This window comes from Schumannella sp. 10F1B-5-1 (genome assembly GCF_006517535.1).
In the GTDB taxonomy this organism is placed as follows: Bacteria; Actinomycetota; Actinomycetes; order Actinomycetales; family Microbacteriaceae; genus Schumannella.
Window position 1 is genome coordinate 1 of sequence record NZ_VHQH01000094.1, and the last position, 210, is coordinate 210.

The 210-nt window shown below is 74.8% G+C and carries 1 protein-coding gene; it reads left to right on the plus strand.

Annotation, left to right across the window (positions count from 1 at the left end):
- On the plus strand, nucleotides 1–210 hold a 210-nt coding region (locus FJ658_RS16295), incomplete at both ends, for a hypothetical protein (protein WP_219995789.1).

Here is a 210-nt window from a genome sequence, read left to right on the forward strand (position 1 = left end):
ATCGCGGAGCGTGCGACGCGGCTCGAGGATGCCGTCGCCGTGCTCGACCAGGCGGTCGCCGACTACCTCGCCGCCGCCGCGGCGTCCGGATCCGCGCTGCTCGGAGACCGCGCCGACGCTGCCGACGACGTGAAGTCGGCGCTGCAGGCCCAGCTCGACGCGCTCACCGCATCCGATCCGGCGGAGGTCGCCGAGACCCTCACCGCCTAC